This window comes from Paenibacillus xylanivorans, assembly GCF_001280595.1.
GTDB classification, from domain to species: Bacteria; Bacillota; Bacilli; order Paenibacillales; family Paenibacillaceae; genus Paenibacillus; species Paenibacillus xylanivorans.
On sequence record NZ_LITU01000082.1, the window covers coordinates 235,295 to 258,690 of the forward strand.

At 46.2% G+C, this 23,396-nt stretch carries 21 protein-coding genes and 1 pseudogene; 8 read left to right on the forward strand and 14 right to left on the reverse strand.

The features are described 5' to 3' along the window. Positions 1–378 (reverse strand): beta-L-arabinofuranosidase domain-containing protein (locus AMS66_RS33290; RefSeq protein WP_201782236.1); only part of this gene is annotated, 378 nt, incomplete at its 3' end. Between the two features lie 194 nt (positions 379–572). On the opposite strand from AMS66_RS33290, the gene AMS66_RS29220 reads away from it, so the two are divergent. Together AMS66_RS29220 and AMS66_RS29225 are read left to right on the forward strand one after the other, a co-directional pair. Next, the gene (locus AMS66_RS29220) at positions 573–1,340 is read left to right on the forward strand and encodes a helix-turn-helix transcriptional regulator (RefSeq protein ID WP_053784113.1); all 768 of its coding nucleotides are present in this window, start codon (positions 573–575) and stop codon (positions 1,338–1,340) included. 166 nt (positions 1,341–1,506) lie between these two features. After that, positions 1,507–2,016 (forward strand): GNAT family N-acetyltransferase, encoded by a 510-nt coding sequence (locus AMS66_RS29225; protein WP_053784114.1) that lies wholly within the window; start codon positions 1,507–1,509, stop codon positions 2,014–2,016. Between the two features lie 140 nt (positions 2,017–2,156). On the opposite strand, the gene AMS66_RS29230 is transcribed toward AMS66_RS29225, so the two are convergent. After that, positions 2,157–3,200, reverse strand: coding sequence for a 2,3-butanediol dehydrogenase (locus tag AMS66_RS29230; protein ID WP_053784115.1), 1,044 nt, complete (start codon positions 3,198–3,200; stop codon positions 2,157–2,159). Positions 3,201–3,343: 143 nt separating this feature from the next. Between AMS66_RS29230 and AMS66_RS29235 the strand changes: the two genes are divergently transcribed. Then, on the forward strand, positions 3,344–4,249 hold the full coding sequence (locus AMS66_RS29235; protein WP_053784116.1) for a LysR family transcriptional regulator: 906 nt from the start codon (positions 3,344–3,346) through the stop codon (positions 4,247–4,249). Between the two features lie 94 nt (positions 4,250–4,343). Here the strand turns inward: AMS66_RS29235 and AMS66_RS29240 are convergent, their stop codons facing one another. From AMS66_RS29240 to AMS66_RS29250, 3 genes and pseudogenes are all read right to left on the reverse strand, one after another. After that, positions 4,344–6,098 (reverse strand): methyl-accepting chemotaxis protein, encoded by a 1,755-nt coding sequence (locus AMS66_RS29240; RefSeq protein WP_053784117.1) that lies wholly within the window; start codon positions 6,096–6,098, stop codon positions 4,344–4,346. 218 nt (positions 6,099–6,316) lie between these two features. Beyond that, a pseudogene (locus AMS66_RS29245) lies at positions 6,317–7,672 on the reverse strand (amino acid permease). 356 nt (positions 7,673–8,028) lie between these two features. Next, positions 8,029–8,484, reverse strand: coding sequence for a GNAT family N-acetyltransferase (locus AMS66_RS29250; RefSeq protein ID WP_053784118.1), 456 nt, complete (start codon positions 8,482–8,484; stop codon positions 8,029–8,031). 255 nt (positions 8,485–8,739) lie between these two features. Here AMS66_RS29250 and AMS66_RS29255 point away from each other — a divergent pair, with 255 nt between their 5' ends. Then, entirely contained in the window at positions 8,740–9,315 is a 576-nt protein-coding gene (locus tag AMS66_RS29255; protein ID WP_082350944.1) for a GNAT family N-acetyltransferase, read from the forward strand. A 2-nt stretch (positions 9,316–9,317) separates the two neighbouring features. Beyond that, positions 9,318–9,659 (forward strand): DUF1801 domain-containing protein, encoded by a 342-nt coding sequence (locus AMS66_RS29260; RefSeq protein WP_053784178.1) that lies wholly within the window; start codon positions 9,318–9,320, stop codon positions 9,657–9,659. A 160-nt stretch (positions 9,660–9,819) separates the two neighbouring features. Here AMS66_RS29260 and AMS66_RS29265 read toward each other — a convergent pair whose 3' ends face one another. The 3 genes from AMS66_RS29265 to AMS66_RS29275 all read right to left on the reverse strand — a co-directional run bounded on the left by AMS66_RS29265 (position 9,820) and on the right by AMS66_RS29275 (position 13,556). Then, positions 9,820–11,124: a hypothetical protein gene (locus AMS66_RS29265; protein WP_053784119.1), complete on the reverse strand. Its 1,305-nt coding sequence runs from the start codon at positions 11,122–11,124 to the stop codon at positions 9,820–9,822. 80 nt (positions 11,125–11,204) lie between these two features. Further along, entirely contained in the window at positions 11,205–12,383 is a 1,179-nt protein-coding gene (locus AMS66_RS29270; RefSeq protein ID WP_053784120.1) for an alanyl-tRNA editing protein, read from the reverse strand. A 264-nt stretch (positions 12,384–12,647) separates the two neighbouring features. Continuing rightward, entirely contained in the window at positions 12,648–13,556 is a 909-nt protein-coding gene (locus tag AMS66_RS29275) for a ketopantoate reductase family protein (protein WP_053784121.1), read from the reverse strand. A gap of 153 nt (positions 13,557–13,709) precedes the next feature. Between AMS66_RS29275 and AMS66_RS29280 the strand changes: the two genes are divergently transcribed. After that, positions 13,710–14,258 carry a TetR/AcrR family transcriptional regulator gene (locus AMS66_RS29280; RefSeq protein ID WP_053784122.1) on the forward strand — a complete coding sequence of 183 codons (549 nt, stop codon included), beginning with the start codon at positions 13,710–13,712 and terminating at the stop codon, positions 14,256–14,258. A 127-nt stretch (positions 14,259–14,385) separates the two neighbouring features. Here AMS66_RS29280 and dhaK read toward each other — a convergent pair whose 3' ends face one another. Both dhaK and AMS66_RS29290 read right to left on the reverse strand, forming a co-directional pair. Continuing rightward, positions 14,386–16,155 (reverse strand): dihydroxyacetone kinase subunit DhaK, encoded by a 1,770-nt coding sequence (gene dhaK, locus AMS66_RS32090; protein WP_082350945.1) that lies wholly within the window; start codon positions 16,153–16,155, stop codon positions 14,386–14,388. Further along, on the reverse strand, positions 16,152–17,294 hold the full coding sequence (locus tag AMS66_RS29290; protein ID WP_053784123.1) for a glycerol dehydrogenase: 1,143 nt from the start codon (positions 17,292–17,294) through the stop codon (positions 16,152–16,154). Before AMS66_RS29290 ends, dhaK begins: the two co-directional genes overlap by 4 nt. A gap of 361 nt (positions 17,295–17,655) precedes the next feature. On the opposite strand from AMS66_RS29290, the gene AMS66_RS29295 reads away from it, so the two are divergent. Beyond that, positions 17,656–18,687 (forward strand): PocR ligand-binding domain-containing protein, encoded by a 1,032-nt coding sequence (locus AMS66_RS29295; protein WP_053784124.1) that lies wholly within the window; start codon positions 17,656–17,658, stop codon positions 18,685–18,687. 141 nt (positions 18,688–18,828) lie between these two features. Further along, a complete protein-coding gene (locus AMS66_RS29300; protein ID WP_053784125.1) occupies positions 18,829–19,818 on the forward strand; it encodes an aldo/keto reductase family protein in 990 nt (329 codons plus the stop codon). Between the two features lie 64 nt (positions 19,819–19,882). Here AMS66_RS29300 and AMS66_RS29305 read toward each other — a convergent pair whose 3' ends face one another. The 4 genes from AMS66_RS29305 to AMS66_RS29320 all read right to left on the reverse strand — a co-directional run bounded on the left by AMS66_RS29305 (position 19,883) and on the right by AMS66_RS29320 (position 23,388). Then, a complete protein-coding gene (locus tag AMS66_RS29305; protein ID WP_053784126.1) occupies positions 19,883–20,767 on the reverse strand; it encodes a LysR substrate-binding domain-containing protein in 885 nt (294 codons plus the stop codon). Between the two features lie 32 nt (positions 20,768–20,799). Next, a complete protein-coding gene (locus AMS66_RS29310; RefSeq protein WP_053784127.1) occupies positions 20,800–21,270 on the reverse strand; it encodes an SMI1/KNR4 family protein in 471 nt (156 codons plus the stop codon). A gap of 133 nt (positions 21,271–21,403) precedes the next feature. Beyond that, positions 21,404–22,504 carry a threonine aldolase family protein gene (locus AMS66_RS29315; RefSeq protein ID WP_053784128.1) on the reverse strand — a complete coding sequence of 367 codons (1,101 nt, stop codon included), beginning with the start codon at positions 22,502–22,504 and terminating at the stop codon, positions 21,404–21,406. Positions 22,505–22,518: 14 nt separating this feature from the next. After that, positions 22,519–23,388 (reverse strand): LysR family transcriptional regulator, encoded by an 870-nt coding sequence (locus tag AMS66_RS29320; protein WP_053784129.1) that lies wholly within the window; start codon positions 23,386–23,388, stop codon positions 22,519–22,521. Positions 23,389–23,396 lie beyond the last annotated feature (8 nt).

A 23,396-nucleotide genomic window follows, 5' to 3' on the forward strand; every position in this document is an offset into this window, starting at 1 on the left:
TGCCCGAAATGCAATGTGGAAAGCTTCTTCGGATAATCCGCCGATATACCCGCTACCTGTATGCTGTTGAATGGATGCAAGCTCGCTGACGGCATAATCCAGTGTTTGCTTTAGCGTTTCATTGCCTGTCGCCTGATAGGTCACAGCCAGGGCAGACAGATAGTGTCCCAGGGAATGCCCGCTGATCGAGCGTGCCTCCCAACCCGCGTACCGTTCCTTTTTCGCAGGTAACCCGTGGGCCTCAAAGCATGGAGCCAGAAAACGATCCATGTCCAGTGATAACAAATATCGTTCTCCAACTTCCTGTGACGTTTGAAAAACGCCATTTAACAGATTGACATGCTCAGGTCCCAGAAATCCCTTTTTGATTTCAATCATTCTGCTCGCTCCTCCTCGGTATGTAGTGGATATTTAGAAGTACTTTTATAGATGTACAAAGGGTAAAATCCGTGTTGCGATTCATGCATCCCTTGCGATCTTTCTTCATACATGCCTTGAATATCCTCATATTATCAAATAAAATACAACTACATCAGACTCATAATCCAAGAAAAGGTGGAGAAATCCGTCCTATGCACAAGCGATTGGAATATTACCTGTGCGGCAAGTTCATATCCGAAGGCAACTGGAGCCACATGAAGCGCAGCATGCCTGTTCACGAGGTCATTTTGATGCTGGAAGGCGAGATGTACATTGCGGAAGAGGAAGAGCAATACGTGATTCGTGCAAATGATCTGCTATTTCTGAGGGCTGGACGCACCCATTATGGCTATCAGGTCAGCGATGCTCCCGTCAGTTTTTACTGGGTTCATTATGATTCAATTGAGGAAGAGTTCGACCAGTATCCCACCCATGCGACAATTCAGGTACCATCCACGGCTAATCAGCTGTTCAAGCAGCTGCTGCATAGTTCATCGTTCTCACCGGAAGAAGCAGACGCGGCATTGCTGCTGCTGCTCAAAGAACTGGAACGCAATACACAGGCGGGTTATCGACCGCACAATGCGATCGTTGACCACATCTGCAAATGGGTGGATATCCATCTCCATACCGACATTACGGTTGGCAAGATTGCCAAGACCTTTAATTTTAACAAGGACTATATCTCCAAAATGGTGAAACGCGAGAAAGGCATCGGCCTCAAAACCTATATCCTCACAGAACGGATTCGTCGGGCCAAGCAGATGCTGCTCAATACCAATGCCAGTGTAAAAGAAATTGCAGGACAATGCGGTTTTTCCGATTACAAACTATTCCTGCGCATGTTCAAACAATACGAAGGCAATACACCTACCGAATATCGCAATAATTTGTATTCCACACAGCTCAATCGCCTATAATGAAGCTTAACCGTGCGAACCTTGAATATGCTTGTGCGGATATACCAACTCATAGAAATTCATGAGTCATATATAGAAAATTTGAATTAATCCAGTACCATTAGGTGTGATACAATTCAAGTCAACTATATCTCTTATTAAACCAAGATCAGAAGGAGAACTTGAGATGACAACCGCAGTAACGATTCATCCCGCTACAGAAGCAGACCATGAAGAAATTGTAGATATTCTCATTGAAAGTTACTCCGAGTATCGGGACACGTTCCAACCACAGGAACAATGGGAAAATTATTTGAAGGATATTCGGGAATCGCCGACTAATCCTTACATCAAGCAATTATGGATTGCCAAAATAGATAATCAGATTGTTGGAACGGTCCAATTGTTTGAGACCGCGCATAAGGCCTATCCGACCTTCGAGCTGTCTATTGATTATCCGTTTATTCGGCTGTTGGGCGTTGATCCGAAGTGGAGAGGTCACGGTATTGCCAGAGAACTGCTTCAACAATGTGTTGAATCTGCCAAAGATATGGGCAAAAATACGGTGTATTTATATACAGGCGGTCAAATGGTTAATGCAATCAGACTATACGAACGTTTCGGTTTTGTAGAAGACCCGGAATTTAGTTCCGAAAGTAGTGGAGGCAAAGCGATCTGTTACCGTTATGATTCATAACTCTTGCAAACGGTAATGAGCGTGGATAGCACAAAAAGAGGGTGCCCATAAGTCATTAACATGACGGAGGACATCCCTTTTTTTGCGTTATTCGGATCTATCGAATCGAGCGAATGCTATTCGCTTCAATGTTCACACGATTAACCGCCGATTTCCACCAGAATTTTCGCATGACTCTTGTCGCTCATCAACAGTTCAAGCCCTTCCTGAACGATGTCGTCCAGCTTGATTTTTTTGGTAATCACCTGTTTCACATCCAGTGCTCCCTCAGCAATCAAAGAAATGACTTCAGGGAAAATATGGCGGTAGGCCAGCGTCGCTGTAAGGTTCGCTTCCTTCACCAGCAAGTCGAAGAAATTCACCTGTAGCGGATTCGGAATGGCTGCGATAACAACAACCTCTCCACCTTTTTTAATTACGGCTACGGCACTGTCCATGGTTGGCTGTACACCAGCCGCTTCAAATGCGATATCAATTCCGCAAGATTGCTGCAAAATCACTTCTGTAGCGTTAACTTGGGCACTGTTCACCGGTATGGCACCCAGCTTGGCTGCCAGATTCAGGCGCTCTTCAAACACGTCTACCGCATAGATTTCGGAAGCTCCTGCAGCTTTGGCTGACAGGATCGTTAGCAGTCCAATCGGACCTGCGCCATACACGGCAACCTTCTGGCCCACTTTCAGCTTGCTGTGGCGAACCGCATGAAAGGCTACAGCCGTAGGCTCGACCAGTGCGCCCTCTTCGAAGGATACATTATCCGGCAGTTTGTGCACCATATACGCCTCAACCACAACGTATTCAGCAAAGCCACCATCCCCATTTAGTCCGACAAATCCGAATTGAGTACATTGGTTATAACGCCCCTGGATACAGTACTCACACTGTCCGCAGTGATACAATGGTTCAACAACAACACGATCGCCTATGCTGATACCGCTTACATCACTTCCCAGTTTACTAACGGTTCCTGCAAACTCATGACCGAGTGTCAGCGGCGCTTGCTGTCCTGAAAGCGGGTGGTTCTGCCCTTCCTGAATGCCTACGCCATGATGGTAAGCGTGCAAGTCACTGCCACAGATTCCTGCGTACTCGACTTTGATTTTAACCTGTCCCGATTGCGCTACCGGTATTTCCCGTTCTTCGACCCGAACATCTTTTTTGGCGTACCAGACTGCTGCTTTCATGAGCTACATCCCCTTTGATTTATGCTATCCATATCTGCAATTCAATTACTGTCTATTAATTATATCGCTGTTCACGTATTATTCATATTTATAGATACTAATGTTAATATTACTTGTACTAATGCTAAAACGGAGATGAACCCATGAATCTGGAACAGCTTGAATATGTCGTTGAAATTGCCAAAACCCAATCGTTCTCGGCTGCCTCAGAGCACCTGCATGTCACTCAGTCGGCAATCAGTCAATCCGTCCATCGTCTGGAAAATGAACTGGGCATGATCCTGTTTGAGCGCTCGCGACAGGGGACATTCCCCACTACTGAAGGTAAACAGTTTATTGCCAAGGCACTCGATATTTTGCAGCGAATTGATGAATTGAAATCACTGAATGCCGAGACATCCTCTTTAACCGGAGACCTGCATGTTGCCACCTTTCCAAGTGTGATGCCTTACCTTGTGCAAACAGCAGCAGATATGAAACGCGAGCATCCCCAATTGAATATTGCCATTGAAGAGAAAGGTTCCATGGAAATTATCGAGGATATTCGAAACAACAAGACCCATTTGGGCTTCATCGCCATCTACGCCAAACAATTGCGGGAATTCGACGGACTGCATTTCAGTCCGATGTATTCAGGTAAGCTCGTGGTCTGCACCCATCACCAATCCGAACTCGCCAAGCTTAGCCGTGTTACTCCCGAACAATTAAAAGAACATAAACTTGCTCTGTACCGTGATGGATTTATTGAAGATTTCCTTCAGGAATTCACGTATGATTATGGCCCTCTGTCCATCCTGTTCAAAACCAACAACTCGGAAGCGATCAGCACCGTCCTGAGAAACAATATCGCTGCCACCATTGGTCATGACTTCTCCTTCCACCAACATCCGCTATGGAAAGAAGGCATTGCAAAAATGGTAGAGATCGCCTCGATCGACCAGCCAAAAATGCAAATCGGCTTTGTACAGACCGAATCCAAGGAGGTTGCTGTAGCCGCGGAACGCTTTGCCCAACGCTTCAGACAGGCAATTGAGCTGGATCAATTATGATGGCAGAGTTTGAGGCATAATTGGGGGTGTAAAAAAACACTCCGGTGCTTGCACCAGAGTGTTCCACATATGATATGGGTTCAGCTTGATTCCCTTATACCTTTACTTTTCTTACAGCTTCGCTCAACTCAATCGTTTGCTGCCTCAGCAGGGTAGACGTCTGTGCGACCTTCTGGAACATGCTCGACTGTTCCCCTGTCAAACGATAAATGTCATCTGAATGATCTGAAACGCCCGATGAAATTTGCGAGATCGTATTGACCGACGCTGCTGCTTCCTCGGAGCCTGCCGATATCTCTTCCGCTGCAGTGGAAACCTCCTGGATACGATGTGTCACCACACGAAACGCATCGACCATATGCGTGAAAGCAATTTCTGCTTCTGCTGTGCTCGTCACCCCCTGGCCGATCTCATGCGAGGTAACATCCATCTGTGATCCGATGTGCTGGGATTCCTGCTGAATACCGAGTAGCAAATCCGATATCGTCTGCACAGATGTGCTTGAAGCCTCCGCCAACTTTCGTACTTCATCCGCTACAACGGCAAATCCCTTTCCATGCTCTCCTGCATGAGCGGCTTCAATTGAAGCATTCAGCGCCAGAAGCTTGGTCTGACTCGCAAAATCCCTCACCGTATGTAACGCACCGCCGATTTGCTGTGAGAAGTTGTTAAGCACTTGGATCATGGCTACAACTTCAGCCGATACAGTGGAAATGCTCTCCATCTGTTTCTTCATTTGCGTCATGCTCTGCTTACCCGATTGTGCCGTAGCAAGCGCACTTGTCGCAGCGTCGGACACAGCTGTAGAAGACTCTGAAATATCGGTAATGCCTTTAGCGATTTCTTCCATCGCATTTGCACTGTCACCAGCACCCTGCTTCTGGATGTGTGCCCCCTGTCTGATCTGCTGTACGGACTGGTCAACGCTCTTATTCATCACTAGCATATCTTCTGCATCACGACTGAATTCTTCCGTTGATTTGGCGAGAATATCAGTGGTAACCGAGACACCCGCGACCATATCGCCGATCATCTTATTTAAGTCCCCGGACATATGGATCATCGCCTTGAATGTGCTGCCAATCTCATCCTCACTCTTCAGTCGATACGCTGTCAGAATCCGGTTGGCTTCCGCTAGCTCACCTTGCGCCATTTGTTCGACGCTTGCCTTCAACGGTTTCAGCGGTCGCAGTCCTCTTACGATGAACCACAATACAACCGCTATCCCTGCAAGCGTAATGAATAACAACAGGGCATACAGCGGAATGCTGGATTTCATAATATCTGACTCAATACTTCCAATGACTGACACAGCCGTATCAATTCCAATCACACCTGTCAAAGCTCCGTTGCTGTCCAAAATCGGAGCATAAGAGGAAATGTATTCGCCATACTCCTCATTATGAATGATGGGAGAACTGGCTGTTTTCCCTTGCAGGAGCTTTTGGACTGCATCGCCTGGGATATCCGTCACTTCATTGATTGGCGATGCTTTATCCGCATCTTTCATGCCGTCCACCATAATGAGAGGCGTGCCTGTATCATCTATCTTCACAAAATACACATACATCGCACCGATGCTTACGCGAAAGTCATCCAGTTCATCACGAATCTTCAAGAACACGTCATTTTCCTTGGGATCTTTGGCAAATTCCACATACGGCCCTGCATCCAGCTGTTTCACATAACTCTCGGCAATTTGAATATTGTAACTCGATATGGCCTCCTGCGCGGCTAGCTTCATATTCGCCAGCTGAAGCAGCATGCTTCCCGCAGATATAATCACAATGACCAATGTAACAATGGCAACAATGCGAACAACCAAACGTTTCTTGAAAAAACCGACCATACGAGATCCTCTTCCTCTCGCGCCTGCATGTAAGCCTTTTCGACTACCCTGTACCCAAAGGAAACATGCTTGAAGCACTATGTAATGTGAAAATAGTATATGAAGTTGTCGAATTAGGCAAGAAAATATTGGATGAAAATGACGATAAAAAAACACCCCGGCGAGAACGCCGAGATGTCATTTCAGCCCATGGGTGAGGTATACCATGTTTATACAACTTAACTTTTAACCTGTCCATTCGTTTTCCTGAATCGGATCAGGGACCAGATAATCAGCACAGCGAGTACAGATAAACAGATGCTGATGCTGAAACGGTTGCTTTCATCAAATACGAACATGACTGCAATGACACCGAGACACAGCACAGCAGCTCCAGTGACATAAGGAAAACCCCAGACCTAAAATGAAGGTTGTACCGGATATCTCTTGCGCAGCTTCAGCTGTGAGGTGGCAATACAGATCCACACGAGCATCACGACAAACCCCGGGACCGCCAGTAACACGCTGAAGAGCTGATCTTGTGCGAACAGCCCCAGCATGGAGCCACCAAGCAGAATTACAACACATACCAGCAGTGTATTTACCGGACTGCCGTTGCGATTCGTTTGAGATAATGCCTTGGGAGCTTCACCACCCACCGCCATGGAGTGCATCATACGGGATGCACCGTAAATGCCCGAATTCGCAGCAGACAAAACGGCGGTCACCAAAATAAAGTTCATAATATGTGCTGCACCCGGCAGCCCCGTGGAAGCCAGTACCTGCACGAAGGGACTGCTCTCTGGCCCCAGCTCATTCCACGGAATAAGCCCACAGATGATGAGAATAGGCAGCGTGAAGAACAAAATAATTCTCAGCATGAAGTTCCCCACAATTTTAGGCATCACCTTGTCCGCATTTTCTGTCTCCGTTAAGGTTAAGCCAATAAGCTCAGATCCTCCATACGAGAACATGACGACCAATAGTGCCGAAAAGATCGATGACCATCCATTAGGGAAGAAACCGCCTGCTTGCGTGTAATTTTGTAGATAAGGCGTGTTGTCACTTGGAATGATCCCGAAGATCAGACCAGCCCCGAGGAAAATAAAAATAATAATCATGGCGATTTTAATGCCTGCCAGCCAAAATTCAAATTCCCCAAAAACGCCTACACTCAGCAGATTAATCAGTATAATAAACACCGCACACGCCAAACTAAGCATCCACAGCGGCACTTCCGTGAACCAGTACTGCAAAAAGCTCCCTGCGGCAATCACCTCAATTACACATACCGATAACCAGAGGAAACAGTACATCCATCCCATAATAAAGGAGACTCTGCTACCAAATGCTTCCTGCACAAAGTCTTTCATATTTTTGTTCTTGTACACTGTAGCCATCTCCGCCATCGCAGCCATCACAACCAGCAGCAATAATCCTGCAAAGATGTACGTCACAATGACTCCTGGACCTGCGAGTCCAATCGTTTCGGCACTTCCTTTGAAAATTCCGGTTCCAATGACACCGCCCATAGCCATAAAGCTAATATGTCTTGGTTTAAGTTTCTTCTGCAATGTTCCTTCTGTCTGAGCCAAATCAAATCCTCCTGATGTAAAAAACGTCTGCAATCCTGTTTCATGTTTATATAAACATAATGTCCAGTATACCCTATTGTGCATGCCTCAGCCCAGCAGTTCCGTACGGCCAATTCATCCCAAGCCTATGCTGACATGACGTATGTTTTATACCCCACAATGATACGAGCCAATCGGTATGTATCTTAAACTATTCATTAAATATATTCTACTCTTCTTGCGCTCTCCAATATGTATGATTTGTTGCAGTCCACCACTTCGCAAAACAATCGTTACACGCAAAAAACCAGCGGTCTGTATACAACAGAATGCTGGTTTTCTGTATTCCTGCTATGCTTTTCTGCTTATCATTCCATTTATAATTCCTTCGTCATAAAAGCGCTGTTCGGGTCCAAACTATACTCAGCAAATGGCTCACAGTAAACAAATCCAAAGTCCTCATACAGCTTCCGTGCCGGGATAAACGAATCCATCGAACCCGTCTCCAGACTGATTCGTTTATAGCCCCGATTCTTGGCAACCTCGATAATATGGGCAAGAATTTGTCTCGCCACGCCTTTTCTCAGGTGAGTCGATGCTGTACGCATAGATTTCAATTCTGCATGCTCCAAGTTCAATTCTTTCATGGCACCGCAGCCCAGTAGCTCCTCCGCTTCCCATGCGCACCAGAATGTAATCTCCGGTTTCTTCAATCCATCCAGATCCAGGGCGTGAATACTTTCCGGCGGCGAATCTGCAGCCATCCCCTGCAAATGTTCTGCAATCAATCCAATGACTTGATGACCGCTCAAATCATCTACTTTGATCTCCATATCTACCACTCCTGCCGACAATTTTGATGTGTGTGTATCACTGAATACATGTCTATTGTTTATATAGTACTACCATGACAGGTTTTCTGACAACAGGTTCGAAGACACGAATAAAATGTCTATTGTGATACCCTTAAATTTCCATTATAGTGAGGCTATCTGATCACAAAAGGAGCGAAGAATATTGCGTAGCAGCTATGTAGTTCATTGTCGTATTGAGGTGAAGCGAACTTAATTTATTCAAAGGAGACCATCATGACACTAACAACTGAAAATCTGTTTTATAGCAAACGGTTGAAAATGACTCCACCCCATGCAGAAGATGTACAGACCATGCTGCAATGGAACGAAGATCCCGAATATTTGCGAAATGTGGATACGGATATTGCCATTCCTTATTCGGAAAAACAGCTTGAAGATGAGGGCGAAACAAAGGACAAGGAAGTTTACTTCCGGCTTCGAACGCTTGAAGATGAACAACTGATCGGATTCGTTGTCATTCACAGCATTGAATGGAACAACCGCTGCGGACAGCTTGCCATTGGCATCGGACTCGCAGAGCATCGCAACAAGGGGTATGGAACGGAAGCGTTGAATCTCATTTTGCGATATGCCTTCCATGAATTGAATCTGGATCGGGTAGGTCTGGATGTCATCGCCTATAATGCAAAGGGCATCCGTGCCTATGAGAAGGTCGGCTTTCAGCTGGAAGGTCGCGCCAGATCAGCCGTATATCGTGATGGCAAGCGCTACGATCGCTTATTGATGGGAATTCTAAGATCGGAATGGGAAGCACACAATCAGATCATTGTGGAGGGTGGACAAGCATGAATATGAATGCAGAAGTCACTGAATTTATCGAACAGATCACGGTTCCCTGGCAAGTCCAGGTTGCAAGTAAACTGCGGGAGTTGGTACATGAGTCCATCCCTGAAGTACAGGAACGGGTGCAATACAAGAAACCTCATTTTCTGAAAAACGGTAAATATGCAGCGGTCATCTCCCCGTCCAAATCGGCAGTATCCTTCACGATCTTCAATGCAACCGGGCTTGAGCTGCCAGATGGGATATTTGAAGGTCCAGCGGAGCGCAAAACAATCAAGATCAAGGAAAAAGATACGCCCGATTATGAATGGCTGGCTGGCCTTCTGACACAGGCATCGGCAGAACTGTAAGCGTTAAAGAACAAGGCCAACCAGCATATGGTTGACCTAGTCAAACAAAGGGGCCTCCCATCATGTCGAGGACATGTGGAATAGCCCCTTTTAGGTATGCAGCTGGCATTACAACTTCTGAATCGCATTTATGAAAAAATAGATCATTGCTTTCTCTTCATCAGGACTGTTGATAAGATACCGCCGTCATCTGACACGGCTCGCAAATGAACATGTAATACATGCCATCCCCGTATTCCTCAACCTCGCTCCATTCCAGTTGACCAACGGCCCTCATCCTTGAAGCGCAGCATGGACAATTGGGATACTCCGCATCCTGGACCCATCCGGGATGGCCCCCAATCTGGGATGAAGAAGGCTCCATCGCCCACTCACTGGCATGGAATGCCTGACGCGGTGCAGCCGCAATCCGGAACTGCCGACCTGCATCCGGTGGAAGCTGAGCATAGTCGTCCAGGTCAATTTCATCCGCTCCCATCGGCATCACATTATGTGCACTCCAGAACGGTTCACCTGCTGAATCCATCTCCATATAAACTACGCCATAACAGCTGCAAATCACGCAGGTCTGCACTTGAAGTCGCTCACTGTTCCAAGCAACGTTCTTCAGTGCTGGATGCTGTACATCCAGATCAATTAAGGTCGTTAACGGACTGCCACACCACTCACAGTTATTGGCACAGGTCAACAGCATGGAGATCGGAGCGCCAATTGACGTGGCGTCAGCCCCTTCATTCTCTTTTACTTTATAGAGTGAATAACTTGGAGTGATGAATAGATCCCTGCGCTGGCCTTCATTCGTCAACTCCCAACCGGCTTCGGTTGTATAGTACTCTGGTGCGACATGCAGCTGATCTGCCCAGCGAGGCGGAGACTGCCTCCATTGCTGGAACTGATCTACGACAACTTCATCTCCAATATAGGCGAGCATGAGCAACAGATTATTCCGATTCTCATCATCGGTATTCACCTGCTGCAAGAGCTGGTCACGTACTTCGGCGGAGGTACTCTTATACAAAATGACAGGGTAGTATATTTCGTACTCCAACAGCTCAGGAATCTGTGCAGACAACGAAATATCATGGTAACAAACCAGGTATACCAAAATATCTTTACCTGTATCGTCAGCCCCAGTACGAATCAATTGCATCGCATAATCGATCATGAGGGCTTGCTGCTCCATAGACAAGGACAGATACACCTGTTCTTTGGATTGCTCATATGCAACATAACGGATTAACGGATCATGAACCTGGCGGGTATGTATGATTTTTAGAATCTCCACAGGGTCCGTCATTCCCTCATACAAGTTCACGTCACGCCGATTGGCTTCAATGTATCTTTGATGTGCCTCGCGTTCCATCTCCTGCTTGCAAGGCATGCAGTACCCGCCTGTTCTGGCAGCCGTTGCTGGCAAAATCGTATTTGGGCACCCCTCTCGTATGCACGGAATGCGTTCTGTCATCTGTGGGCAGCTCCTCTACTTTTGATTCCACCTTACGATCCACTGAGACCGATCCATATCGATTAGCGAAAAATCGTAGATTAGTGATGTCCCAGTTGGTCCTTCGTAAATTCATAAAATGCGATTGCATCTTCGCTGCTGGCAAAGCCCGCCTGAGCCATCTTGTCGCTGCCTCCGCCTTTGCCCTGGTAGGCTCCGAGATTGCCCTTGAAGAAAGGTCCACAAGCCCACTCCGGCGGCTGTCCGTTCTGTGCCAGAACAACTTTGGCCTCCGAGATGCTCGCAAAGAGTACAAGTCCCTCATGTTCCGATGTCAGCTTGGTCGCCAGACTCTGCATATCCTTGAGCGATTTGTCCTCAAAGATTTGAGCAATGACAAGTCCTTCCCGTGCAGATAAAAGCTCTTGCGCATAATAAGCGTCATTGGAAGCTTTCACAGCGTTCAGCTCGGCTTGCAGCTGCTTTTGTTCTGCTTCCATTTTGTCGATTCGATCCGCCAGCTCGTCTCTACTGGTCTTCAATTTGGCCGAAATTCCGGTCAGCACGCTTTGCGCGGCGTTGAACTCATTCAGTGCCCGGTATCCGCATTTAAAATAAATCCGGGTGCTGCCCTTCATTTTCTCGGTTTTCAACAGTTTAATGATCCCGATCTCACCTGTGGCTGACACATGTGTTCCTCCGCAAGCGTTATATTCCACACCCTCGATCTCTACGATGCGAATATCTTCGGTTACGGAAGGCAGTTTCACCAGTGGCAGTCGTGCTGCTTCTTCCGCAGTGACCCAGGAACTGCTGATTCTGGCATTCCGGTAAATCTGCTGATTGGCCTCCAATTCAATTGCAGCCAGTTGATTCGCTCCCAGTTCGACTGCAGCCACATCAATCGAGATATAATCTGTCCCCAGATGAAAACTGAGCGTCATCGCATCTGCCAGCTTCAGCGTAATAGCCGACAGCAAATGCTGCCCGCTATGCTGCTGCATATGATCGAATCTGCGCTGCCAATCGATTTGGCAATCCACGTCATTCTGCTCGGGTGCACGCTCCAGCTTATGCAGTACCTCACCGTCTTCACTGATCACATCCAGTACGGCAATGCCACCGATCTGTCCCAGATCACAAGGCTGTCCACCTCCATGGGGGTAAAAAGCCGTCTCCGCCAGCGTGACATATATACCGTCTTCTTTGTCCACTCTGTCTGTAATTTGTGTATGCCACTCCCGTGTGTATGCGGAGTCATAATAGATTTTTTGCGTCATCGAATCATCCGATCCCTTCTCGTTCAAAGTAGAGTGTGGCTTTAGCATTTTAACGAATTCATCGTCACTTTCTGATCTATGCAAAATCCTTATGTACCTGATCTCCAGATTACACTATCTGGCATAAACAAGCCAAGTTTCAGCCTGCATGCATCCCTTTTTCATATCAAAAAAACCGCTCTGCAAGTCAAGCTACAGGGCGGTCATGTGAATATCAGTAGCATGACGTTACAACTTACTGACCCAAAAACTCTTTTTCCGTTCTTAGGGTGTGATATCATTTTGACTTAAAAATTTCAATAAATCGTTATTCAGCTGCACAATTTCGTTGTTTGCATTACTCGCATAGTCCGGCAACATCATATCCTTCACCATTTTAGTCCGTAGCCATATCATAAAGAACAAATCCAAAATCAAATCTGGACATTTAAGCACCATTTTAAATGCAGATGGATTAATAGTAACGCCAGCTTTTTGTATTGCCCTTAAATACGCTTTTAAAGTGAACGTTATTTGGTGTGCCGTTTTTCTGGTTCTGGCTGTTTTTTCGTCAATGATCTTATTTTCAAAATGTAAAACGCTAAACATTGCTACGTCTGATACTGCATGTGTTATTAGATAAGCTTTCATATCCTTATTAATCGCGTAAGGAAGGTTTGCTGTTTTAAATAATTTTACGAGGTTTTCTACACGTTCTGTCACTCGCCCACTAATTTCTCCAAACGTAGTAGCCACTAGAACCTTAGGTGGAAATCGAGCATACAATATGCCTTCTTTAATCTGTCCACCGACACCGGGAAAAGCTGGTAAAAGTCTATCTCCAACCATATCTAGCCACGAAGAAAATCCAATTGGGTTACTAATCAATGTAACAATATTTTTGCTTTGATTATCTTTGAGCGCTAACAACGCTGATTCAGATCGATCATAACGGACTGTAACGAAAATAAAATCATAAACATCATCATTTTCAAGCGTATCAATGACATTGACTTTTACAGATTTAACCGCACCTTTTTCATTATATTGCAGGCCATTTTCTTTCAATGTTTTAAATCGATTAGAACGTGCAAACATAGTAACGTCAAGCCCTGCTTCAATGAATTTAATTGCGTATATGCTCCCTATAACACCAGCACCAAAAATTAATATTCTATTTTGTTTTACTGACATAATAATCACCCCTATTTTTTAAAAACATTCCCTCTTGACTATGCAACAACGTGTTGTATGATGTAATCATAAAGCGTTATTATGCCTTTATCAAACATCAGTTTTTAATTATTTGTCGGATGATATTCTTGTTTTTAATAGGAGAATAATAAAATGAAAAAGCAACCCGAACTAACGGAAAAAACAAGACAAACGTTTATCGATGTTTTTTGTGAGTTATATAGTCAAAAGCCAATTGAAAAAATTTCGGTTCAAGAGATTGCAAAAAAGGCGGGATATAATCGCAGCACATTTTATCAATACTTTACTGATATTTACGAACTGTTAAACTTTGTTGAAACTGATCTATTGAAATACATAAAAGAAGAATTGGCGAATAAAGAGCTATCCACACATACTGTTCAAAATGCGCTTCATTGTTTGGAAAAAAAGGAATACCTCTCGGTTCTCAATGCCCTCTTGGGCGATTATGGCAGTATTCGTTTTTTAGAACGCTTGAAAAGAGAAATCACCCTTGGAAGATTGGAATTAAACTTACCGTCAAACAGTTCCATAACGCCATACTTAATTGAGTTTCACATATCAACATCACTTTCTTTGTTTCGTCTTTGGCTCCAGCGACAAAAGGATTTATCGCCAGAAGAATTTTTTGAGTTAGTGGATACTCTATATACAAAAGGGGCAACGCCATATTCGAAATGAACCTGCTAAGATGCATTTAAAAACTATCGGTTACCCTATGTTCCTGAAAATGCAAAACGAGCCCTAGAAGCGATTCTAGAGGCTCGTTTTATTGATCATTTTTAAGTTACGGACTGCACACACACATTTATTTCATTGACTCGGATAGCTCTGTGAAAATAACACCCAGCGCATATGCGCCAGCATCCGGGTATCCGAGACTGCGATCACCAACAGCACCCGCGCGGCCCATGCGTGCCACAATGTCTTCTGTTTTCTTCGCGCCTTCTACCGCGGCTTCCGCACCTTTGGCAAAAGCTGTTTTGAAGTCATCTCCAGACTTCGCACTTTGCGTCCATGAGTCTGCACAAGGCACGAGTGCGTCAATTAATGTCTTGTCACCCACAACGGCACCACGTCCGAAGGAACGCTCGCCTGTGGACTGGATCCCTTGTACTGCCGCGTGCATCATATCAGCGAATTCTGCAACATTCAATTGCTGCTTGTCACCTACGGCTTTGCCTGCTGCCCGGAATGCCGAACCCCAGATTGGGCCGGATGCACCGCCGCAGTATTCCATAATGACAAGAGAGCATGCATCGAGGAATGAACCGATATTCTTTTTCTCTTCGTTCACGACATGGTTCCATTCGCGTTTGAGTTGTCTGAACCCTTTCGCTACGCTCATGCCGAAGTCCCCGTCACCCGCATGGGAATCCAGTTCACAGAATGGCACTTCATTCTTGATGATGATCTCACTCATTTTATCGATCAGATAGACGATATTATCCAGTGAGAATTGATTGTTGTTGATCACCGCAGATGTTGCAGGTGTCTCTACTTCATAGGATACAGGCCCATCTTCAGTCACGAGGGCTTCCACCGCTTCGGAATATGCAACTTGCGCTGCCGGAGGACCAGACACTTTGAACGCCGGTGTGTCACTTTCCTTGAACAACAACGTTTTCAGTTCCTCGTCCAGTTTTAGGATGGTTACTGATGCACCTGCCATATCGATGCTCGTCATGTAATTGCCAACAAACGTAGTGGCTACATTAAGCCCTGTACGCTGTGCCAGCTCACGCTGAACCGAGTTATTGAGCAGATAAAGCTCCTGTAAAGGTGTAGCGCCAAATCCATTGACAAGCACAGCAATCTCAGCGGATGCATCGTTGTCCAGCTTCATGTCTGCAAGCAGCGCTTCAACCATGCGTCCTGCAAGCTCATCCGCAGACACCAATTTCTCGCGGCGAATGCCTGGCTCACCATGAATCCCTACACCGAATTCCATCTCATCTTCAGCGATTTCAAATGTCGGTGTACCTTTGGCAGGCACGGTACAGGAGGCGAATCCAAATCCGATGCTGCGTATATTCTGTGCTGCTTTCTCTGCAACGGATTTGACCTCTGCCAGACTGCGGCCTTCTTCGGCTGCTGCACCAGCGATTTTGTGCACCAATACGGTTCCGGCAACACCGCGGCGTCCTACCGTATACAGACTGTCTTGAACAGCAATGTCATCCTCAACTCGTACATATTGCACGTCAATGCCATCTTCCTCTGCAAGATGCGCCGCGTTCTTGAAGTTCATCATGTCGCCACTGTAGTTCTTGATGATTAACAGCGTGCCCTTCTTGCTGGCTGTTGCCTTGATCGCCTGATACACTTGAATCTGGGAAGGAGATGCGAATACATCTCCACAGACCGCTGCGTCCAGCATGCCTTTACCAACGTAACCCGCGTGAGCCGGTTCATGGCCGCTGCCGCCGCCGCTGATCAGGCTGACTTTATCAACATTAATCTCTCTGCGTTTAATGACCTTATATTTCTTCAAAAATTCAAGCTCCGGGTGCGCCAACGCAATTCCGTTGCACATTTCCATGACCACATTTTCAGCCTGATTGATGATTTTCTTCATGATTTCGCCTCCCGGCGAGCTTTGTATTCCGCACCGATCCGGTCAGCGGTAGCAATCGCACCGGCAACTTCAGTCACGGTGATAGGGAAAGGCATCGCGTGAATCGATTCTTCCGGAATACAAGCAATCTCAGCCACTTTCAGCAGCTCTTCCTGGCTAATGGTATCTACACCGATGTCTGCGAGACATACCGGCAGACCAACTTCAAGACAGAAGTCGAGCACCTGGTGCAGCTCTTCGGTCGGTGCATTTTCAAGAACGAGCTGTGCAATCGTACCGAAGGCTACTTTTTCCCCGTGGAAGAAGTGGTGTGTGCCTTCCAGAATGGTGAATCCGTTATGGATCGCATGGGCTCCCGCAAGACCGCCACTTTCGAATCCAAGACCGGACAGCAGAATATTCGTCTCTACGATATTTTCCAGCGCTTGGGTGACCATGTTGCTATCACTTGCCACTTTCGCTTTTACACCGTCGCTGAGCAGCATTTCGTAGCACAATTTGGCCAGCGCAAGTGCAGCATTCGTTCCTACTGCGGATGGTGTGTATCCTTCACGCGAACCCATCGGCAAACTTGCATTCACACGAGAGTATGATTTTGCTGTAGCTCTTGCCTCGAAGTACGTAGACAATGCATCACCCATACCCGATACGAGGAAACGTGTTGGTGCGTTTGCGATAACCGTTGTATCCACAAGAACCACACTTGGACTTTGTTTGAAATAAGCGTAGTCATCAAAAGCACCTTCCGGCGTATACAACACGGCAGAGTGACTCGTTGGTGCATCTGTTGCTGCGATGGTTGGACAGATGATCAACGCCTCGCCTTCTGCTACACATTTGGCTGCATCAATCGCTTTACCGCCACCGAGACCGATGGTGCATGTACATCCTTTTTCCTTCGCAATGTCTTGCAGACGAGCGACTTCCTCGCGCGAACATTCTCCTCTAAAACCGCTTTCAACAAACGTAATATTAAATTTCTGTGCCGTTGCATCGAGCTTCGCTTTTACACGATTTACATCATCGGGATGCGCGATCAGTAATGCAGATTCACCAAAAGATTTCACAAAGTAACCCAGGTTCAACAACTCATCTTCACCTTGCACGTACTTCGTTGGACTAATAAATGCTTTTCTCATAATGATATGCCTCCTATGGATGATATAAGTTCGTTAACAGTATCAATTACCGACATGCCTTCAACAAGGCCACCTGATGTAATTCTTTGATGAACTTATACATTAAATTTTAATTACTCTCAATTAAATCTAAATATAACTCATGCATGTACGGGTTACAGTGGACTTTGATAACAAATTATTATAATTTGCAATCGTAATTTTTTGCTTTTCAACGGAATCATGGTATCTTATTGTCATGAGATGGATGAATTTTGACATCATCTATACATTACCCGTCATGAACTCATCTTAATATGTACAACTTGCTAACTTTTAACGAACGTAATCATTCATCAGGTTAGCTATGGAGGTTTCACCCATGATTAAAGAATATCTGCATATTAATAAAATCCTCGACCTGAATAAATGGAAGCGTCTACAGGATTCTCTTGCCACCGTGACCAAACTGGCTATTCTAACCGTCGACTATAAAGGCATTCCCGTAACGAGTCATAGCAGCTGCCAAGCGTTTTGCCAAAATGTACGCAAAGATCCCGAACTGCTCCCCTACTGCCAGAAATGTGATTCTCGAGGGGGTCTGGAAGCAGTTCGCTTGAATGAGCCTTATGTCTACTTGTGCCATTTCAATATCGTGGACATCGCGATTCCAATCACGATCGATGGCAAATATATCGGCGCCGTAATGGCAGGACAAGTGAAGCTCGCTGACCCGGAGAAAGGGACGGATCTGGAACAGATCGTCACGTCCAAGAACGTGCCTATGCATGCTGCGAAGCTAAAGGAATTACAGGACGATTATGACCAACTGCCTGTCATGACCTATGAAGAGGTTGTGAAAATTTCCAACATGCTTTCTTTACTCTGTAATTACATTGTGGAGGAAGCTCTGAACAAAAATTTGCTGGTGGAGATGTTCGAGAAAGCTTCGGGGAACCAGGAGTCTCTGAATCTGTCCACCATTCTGCCCGGCTACTCTATCCGGAATATTGAGTCGATCAAAAAAGAAATGACCAATGCGATTGCGGATGCCTATCTTAAAAACAGCCCAAGTGATACAGAGAGTTCCAGCCCGGTGCTCCAACCTGCTTTTGAATATATTCACAGTCACAAGAGTGAGCAAGTCTCGCTCAAACAAATGGCCGACCTGTGCCACCTGAGTCCAAGTTATTTCAGCAGGCTCTTTGCCAAGGAAACGAGTGAGAACTTCACGACTTATATTGCACGTCTCAAAATCAAATGGGCCAAGCAATTGCTGGAAGTTACGGACATGCCCGTGTCTCAGATCAGTGATGAACTGGGGTTCAATGAATCGGGGTATTTTATCAAAAAATTCAAAAAGTTTGAGGAGATTACGCCTGCCCTCTATCGCAAATATATGCAGGAGCAATGAGCAGTCCTAACTACGAGTTTTAGTTACCAAGGGGAGATTCAGTAATATCTTTTTCGTATCAAAGATGGGGTTAAAAGATATTTCACCTATTAATCTGCCATTGCTACAATGGAGTCCAGATTACTTAGGGAGGCGTCACAAATGGAATATCGCAAATTGGGAAACAGCGGTCTAACCGTCAGTGAAATTTCACTGGGCAACTGGATCACACATGGGGCACAAGTGGATGATGGAACAGCGAAAGCTTGTGTCCGGGCTGCTTTGGAGGCTGGCATCACGACATTTGATACAGCAGACGTCTATTCCAATACCAAGGCAGAAACCGTGCTGGGACAAGCACTTAAGGAGATACGCAGAGAGAGTATTGAACTTTGCACCAAAGTCTGTCATCCAACCGGCTCAGGTCACAATGACAGAGGACTTTCCCGCAAACATATCATGGAAGCCTGCAACGCTTCATTGCGTAGATTACAAACCGATTATATTGATGTGTATTACGCTCACCGTTATGATCCACATACTCCACTGGAAGAGACATTTCTTGCGTTTGCGGATCTGGTTCGTCAAGGCAAGGTTCACTATATTGGAGTTAGTGAATGGACTGCTGCTCAGATTGCACAAGGTTCCGCATTAGCTAAGGAGCTTCGCGTTCCCTTTATTGCGAGCCAACCACAGTATTCGATGTTATGGCGTGTGATTGAGCAGGAAGTTGTTCCTGCAAGTACGCAAGCAGGTCTTGGCCAGATTACATGGTCTCCCCTTGCTCAGGGCATACTATCCGGTAAATATATTCCGGACCAAGAGCTTCCAGCTGGATCACGTGCAGCGGCCGAGGCTGGAGCACCCTTTTTCAACAATCTGGCTGGCCAGTGGTTACGTGACGATGTTCTGATTGCTGTGCAGCAGCTTATTCCATTGGCGAAAGAGATAGGCCTAACGCTCCCTCAACTCGCAGTTGCCTGGGTTCTCCAGCATCCGTATGTGTCCTCGGTCATTATCGGCGCATCCCGTCCAGAGCAAGTCCTCGAAAATGTAAAAGCCGCTGGGGTTAAACTGGATCGGGACTTCCTTTCCCGCATTGATGAAATACTGAGTGAGTGGATTGAGAGAGATCCTGCCCGGACAGGGTAACCTCCACTTTGAGAGTCTTCTGCAAATTAATTCAATAAGATACGCTCAAAATTAAGAAGATATCTTACATTTCCACAACGTCATCTACAATTTTCATAAAGCGTAAGATGACTTCCTGATTCACGTCCGTCCGCCATGCCGTGTATAACGGTACGGAGGGCGGATTTTCTGTTAATGGGAGAAACACCACACCCTTTCGTTGGAACACGTCTACCGAAGAAGGAACGATCGAAATCCCCATGCCCGCTGCAACGAGATTCACAATGGTGTACATCTGAATGGCTTCCTGTGTAATACGAGGATCTACGCCATGCTCTCTGCAATAATCCAGAACAAGACGATGGAATGGAGAGCCTAGATGCCGTGGGAATAAAATAAAATCCTCGTCCTTTAGCTCGGTTATCGACACCTGAGTCTGTGAAGCTAAAGGATGATGGTCCGGCAGCACAGCGATTAATGTTTCCGACTGACAGACCCTGAACGACACAGATCGAGTATGGTCTTGATATCGCAGAAATCCAATATGGATCTGTCCATCTTCCAGTGCCAGCAATTGTTCGGAAGAGGTCATCTCACGCAAGGTTAGTTCAATCTTCGGGTACGCTGCTCGGAACTTTCTCAGCACCTCGACCATAATGCTCCCCGAAGCTGAATCTACAAAACCTACCGTTAAATGTCCAATGATTCCCTGGTCAGCCTTCTGCGTAAGCTGGATGGATCGTTCAAGTTGGGCTATAATCAGCCTCGCCTGTTCCAGAAACACGGCACCGGCCGGCGTAAGACGAACCATTTTTTTTGTGCGTTCCAACAGCTTCACACCAAGCTCTTCTTCCAGATTCTGAATCTGTTGGCTCAGCGGTGGCTGGGTCATATTTAATTTCTCTGCCGCACGGTGGAAATGAAGCTCTTCTGCCACAGTAATAAAGTATCGTAATTTTCGAATATCCATACGTCTGGTGTACATCCCTTCCGACTAGCCTGTTACTTCATCTGTTCCTGAACCCAAATGGCTGATTCAGCCAGCATCGTCATTAATTCAATAAAGTCCACGGCAATCTCCCGAAGAGGTTGTTCTCCCGCATCGTGGATCAACATCAGCACCTTGCCGGAAGTCTGATCCAGTACAGCGATGCTTCCTTCGCCAAATAAACCAATCGGAAACGGTTGTAGCTCAGGTGGCAACTCGTATTCCTTCTCATATTCACGATACACATCTAGGAACTCAGGATATGCCCAATTCAATTCTTTTACCGAATACAAGGCAGGATCACCAAAGTTACATGCACCAAATTCAAGCAAGAGCTTCCGATAAGCTACGGGCAATTTTACGTTAAGCTTTTGCTCAAAATCCTCAATGCTCTGTTGCGTTTCAGGAGTACACCCTTCTCCCATAGTTGTATGGTAAGCTTCCACCAAAAGATCACGAATGGGTTCCAATTCTGTAAGCTTCACTCGAATTCCTCCTTTATAAATGACGGTTAACAGGGTTGCATTAAAGTACCTTTCGTCGCCTATCCTTCTATTCCTGCAAAAAAATGCCCTATCCAGTAGTGGATAAGGCAGAATAAGAATAAGCTTAACTTTTTTATTTCACCTGTTTACGCAGCTCTCCATCCAGCCATTCCAGCGCTGAACGTAGCTTGTCCTTGGGCACATTCTGATAACGATCCCCCGTCGAGAATTCAAAGGCACAGCTATGAGCACTGGTCTGTTGCAAATATGAAGTCATCCCTATGCCGAATTGCTGAGCCATGGATGCCAAAATACGTTCCACCTCGGCTTGGGCCAATGGGAAATGTACGTGAAACATATTGGAGACGGGCACTTCTGGCAATGTACGTATACCATGGCACGCATTCAACAAGGAGGCCAGTTCCTTGGCCTGCTCATAATAAAGCCCCATTTTGCCAATTCGTTCATTGAAATAATATTGAGAACTCAGAATATATGGATAAAGGCCGATCAGATCGCCGCCGTGACGCCGTTTCCATATTTTTGATTCTTGCATAACATCCGTATCCCCTGCCAATATGGCCCCTGCAATACCACCAATGCCTTTGTAAAACGACACATAGACACTATCAAACAGACTGCAAATCTCGGCTGGTGTCTTCTGATAATAAGGCGTGATTTCGAACAGGCGTGCCCCGTCCAGATGAAGCTTGATCCCACGTTCACGACAATACGCCGAGATTGCCTCCAACTCTTCATAGGCAGGTAATTGTCCGCCAATCTCGCGTTGAGGCAGTTCAAGCAGCAGGCAAGAAATTTCCTTATCGATCCCCTCAACATCTTCCAATCGAATTAATCGATCCTCGTCCGCCAGCAAAATGGATTCAATCTGGTGCAGCTCCTTCAGTCCGTCTTCCTCATGGATTTCCAGATGAGATAAAGGGTGGTAGGCTACCCGCTTGATGCCTTTGCGGTCACACCAGATACGCAGCGCGATTTGCTGTGCCATCGTACCACTGGGGAAAAATACAGCCGCTTCCTTGCCCAGAACGTCAGCCATCTGCTGCTGGAATTGATCAATAATTTCGCCGTTGCCATAATGATCGCTATATTGTTCCCCATCCACATGCGTCAGCACTTCCTGAAGCACTTTGACTTTACGGCTGCCATGGCCGCCTATAATAAACTCCGCCTGACCAAATGCTTCCGCTAACGTTAACTCTGTATCCTTCAAGGTTATTCACTCCTTTATTGTTGTTCTGATTCTTTTTTCATCATCATCTGTACCAATGCATCCAGTGCTCCGGATAGATGCTCACTCCGTGAGTAGACAAACCCTACTTCCAACCTGCGATACGGATCAGGCAAAGATAACACTGTAACCTCGCCTCTATGTTCTGCTTTGGAAACCGAGGAGCGCGGGAGTAATGACACCCCCAACCCGGCAGATACGCCATTCATAATGGTGTGCAGTGTTCCGTATTCCGTGACATTGAGGGTGTGGACGCCTTGATCTTTCAAAAAGGCTTCTGCTTGATCGCGATGGGTACAGCCTACTTCAAAAAACAACATTGGTCTGCGCAATAAATCATGCATTTCATGGGTTCCGAGTTCGGCAATCAGTACCAACTCTTCGTCGTACACTCTGATATAGCTCAGCTCAGGATGGTCCACCGGCCCATATATTAAAGCACCATGCAGCTCATGTTGAATAACCTTCTGATTCAGTTCATGTGTACCACCTGTGATTAACGATTGCTGAACCTCCGGGTAATCTAAACGGTATTTAGCGAGTATCGGTGTCAGGAAACTGGAGGCCGCTGTCTCAATCGCGCCAAGACGAATCATCCCTGCGGGTGGACTCCCATTCTGAGTTGCCTGCTCCGCTTCATATAACAAATGTAATATTTTATCCGCATACCCGAGCAAATTCTCACCCGCTGGTGTGAGCGACATGCCCCGGTTGGAGCGGTGAAACAGTGGCACCTGCAGCTGATCTTCCAGCTGTTTGATTCGCGTTGTTACATTGGATTGCACATAATTCAGCGCTAATGCGGCTTTGCTGATACTGCCTTCACGGGCAACCGCCTGAAATATTTTCAAATCTCCTGCATCCATGCTCGATC

Coding starts and splice junctions, on each gene's coding strand:
- AMS66_RS29265 (WP_053784119.1), bottom strand. CDS start 11,124: ATGACAGAACGCATTCCGTGCATACGAGAGGGGTGCCCAAATACGATT.
- AMS66_RS29280 (WP_053784122.1), top strand. CDS start 13,710: ATGAAAAAGCAACCCGAACTAACGGAAAAAACAAGACAAACGTTTATC.
- AMS66_RS29295 (WP_053784124.1), top strand. CDS start 17,656: ATGATTAAAGAATATCTGCATATTAATAAAATCCTCGACCTGAATAAA.
- AMS66_RS29275 (WP_053784121.1), bottom strand. CDS start 13,556: ATGTCAGTAAAACAAAATAGAATATTAATTTTTGGTGCTGGTGTTATA.
- AMS66_RS29240 (WP_053784117.1), bottom strand. CDS start 6,098: ATGGTCGGTTTTTTCAAGAAACGTTTGGTTGTTCGCATTGTTGCCATT.
- AMS66_RS29255 (WP_082350944.1), top strand. CDS start 8,740: ATGACACTAACAACTGAAAATCTGTTTTATAGCAAACGGTTGAAAATG.
- AMS66_RS29270 (WP_053784120.1), bottom strand. CDS start 12,383: ATGACGCAAAAAATCTATTATGACTCCGCATACACACGGGAGTGGCAT.
- AMS66_RS29290 (WP_053784123.1), bottom strand. CDS start 17,294: ATGAGAAAAGCATTTATTAGTCCAACGAAGTACGTGCAAGGTGAAGAT.
- AMS66_RS29305 (WP_053784126.1), bottom strand. CDS start 20,767: ATGGATATTCGAAAATTACGATACTTTATTACTGTGGCAGAAGAGCTT.
- AMS66_RS29300 (WP_053784125.1), top strand. CDS start 18,829: ATGGAATATCGCAAATTGGGAAACAGCGGTCTAACCGTCAGTGAAATT.
- AMS66_RS29260 (WP_053784178.1), top strand. CDS start 9,318: ATGAATGCAGAAGTCACTGAATTTATCGAACAGATCACGGTTCCCTGG.
- AMS66_RS29235 (WP_053784116.1), top strand. CDS start 3,344: ATGAATCTGGAACAGCTTGAATATGTCGTTGAAATTGCCAAAACCCAA.
- AMS66_RS29230 (WP_053784115.1), bottom strand. CDS start 3,200: ATGAAAGCAGCAGTCTGGTACGCCAAAAAAGATGTTCGGGTCGAAGAA.
- AMS66_RS29220 (WP_053784113.1), top strand. CDS start 573: ATGCACAAGCGATTGGAATATTACCTGTGCGGCAAGTTCATATCCGAA.
- dhaK (WP_082350945.1), bottom strand. CDS start 16,155: ATGAAGAAAATCATCAATCAGGCTGAAAATGTGGTCATGGAAATGTGC.
- AMS66_RS29320 (WP_053784129.1), bottom strand. CDS start 23,388: ATGGATGCAGGAGATTTGAAAATATTTCAGGCGGTTGCCCGTGAAGGC.
- AMS66_RS29225 (WP_053784114.1), top strand. CDS start 1,507: ATGACAACCGCAGTAACGATTCATCCCGCTACAGAAGCAGACCATGAA.
- AMS66_RS29250 (WP_053784118.1), bottom strand. CDS start 8,484: ATGGAGATCAAAGTAGATGATTTGAGCGGTCATCAAGTCATTGGATTG.